This is a genomic window from Mycobacterium sp. (genome assembly GCF_025933915.1).
Lineage (GTDB): Bacteria > Actinomycetota > Actinomycetes > Mycobacteriales > Mycobacteriaceae > Mycobacterium.
Window position 1 is genome coordinate 1 of record NZ_JAICZA010000319.1, and the last position, 1,553, is coordinate 1,553.

Annotated in this window: 1 protein-coding gene; it reads left to right on the forward strand. The window is 69.5% G+C overall.

Annotated elements, in window-relative coordinates:
• Positions 1 to 14 precede the first annotated feature (14 nt).
• Positions 15 to 1,391, forward strand: a complete 1,377-nt coding sequence (locus Q0W90_RS24475; protein WP_297777281.1) for an IS1380 family transposase — start codon at positions 15 to 17, stop codon at positions 1,389 to 1,391.
• Positions 1,392 to 1,553 lie beyond the last annotated feature (162 nt).

Here is a 1,553-nt window from a genome sequence, read left to right on the forward strand (position 1 = left end):
ACACGCGCACGGCGATCTCCGCGGTGTTCGATGATCCGAACCTGGTGTCGTCTGCGGGGCTGGTGCCGGTCCTGGTGTTGGCCGACTCGGCGGGACTGCGGGACCTGGCCGATCAGCACCTGAGCGTGCCGACCGACAAGGGTGCCAATGCCGGCCTGAAGGTGGCCTCGCTGGTCTCGGGAATGGTCGCCGGCGCGGACAGCATCGACGACATGGCGTTGTTGCGGCACGGCGGGATGGGCCGGGTGTTCAAGGACGCCTACGCGCCCTCGACGCTGGGCTCGTTCCTACGGGCGTTCACCTTCGGCCACGTCCGCCAGCTCGACGCCGTCGCCTCCCGGGTGCTGACCGCGCTGGGGACAAGCACCCCGCTGCTGGCCACACCCGCGGACGACCTGGTGCTGGTCGATGTCGACGACACGATCATCGAGGTCCACGGGCACGCCAAGCAGGGTGCCTCCTTCGGGTACACCCGGGTCCGCGGATTGAACGCGCTACTGGCCACCGCCAGCACGAACAGCTGCGCGCCGGTGGTCGTCGCCCAGCGGTTGCGCAAGGGCTCGACCGGCTCCCCGCGTGGTGCCGCCCGGCTGGTCGCCGACGCCCTCAAGACCGTCACGGCGCTGACCAGGCACAGGAGTCGCAAGCCGCTGGTGCGGGCCGACTCGGCGTTCTACGGGCGCGCCACCATCGGCGCCGCGATCCGCGCCGGCGCCGACGTGTCGGTCACCGTGCGCCTGGACCCCAAGGTCAAGAAGACGATCACGGCCATTGCCGACGATGCCTGGACCACCATCGAGTACCCCGACGCACTGTTCGACGAGCAGGCCCAGCGATGGATCTCCCGAGCCGAAGTCGCCGAGATTCCCTACACCGCGTTCGCGGGCCACAAGATCCAGGCCGTGCCCGGGCGGCTGGTCGTGCGCCGCATCCCCGACCTGAACCCGAAGAAGACGACCGGACAGGACGCACTGTTCGACACCTGGCGGTTCCACGCCTTCTTCACCACCACCGACCCCGACCTCCTCGACACCGTCGCCGCGGACAAGACCCACCGCGCCCACGCGATCATCGAACAGGTCCACGCCGACCTGAAGAACTCCGTCCTGGCGCACCTGCCGTCCGGGAAGTTCACCGCCAACGCCGCCTGGCTCGTGCTGGCCGTGATCGCGTTCAACCTCACCCGCGCCGCCGCGACCCTGACCGGGGACGCGAAGCTGGCCAAAGCCACCACCGCCACCATCCGGCGCAAACTGATCGCCGTCCCCGCCCGAGTGGCCTCCTCAGCCCGACGCATCGTCCTGCACCTGCCCGAAGCCTGGCCCTGGGAAACCGCCTGGACCCAGCTGTTCACCCACGGCTGCGGGCCACCTGCAGCAGCCACTGCCTGACCACCCAGCCGAAACCGGCGCAACCGCAACAACCCGAAGTGGAACACCCTGGCAGCGAGGTCAGGAGCCCACCGCTGCCCTCACACCGTCATCGCCGCCCGCAGCGATCTCGGCCGACTCTTCAATAACGGTCGGTGGATCGGGGCTTAGTGCTCCGTGGCC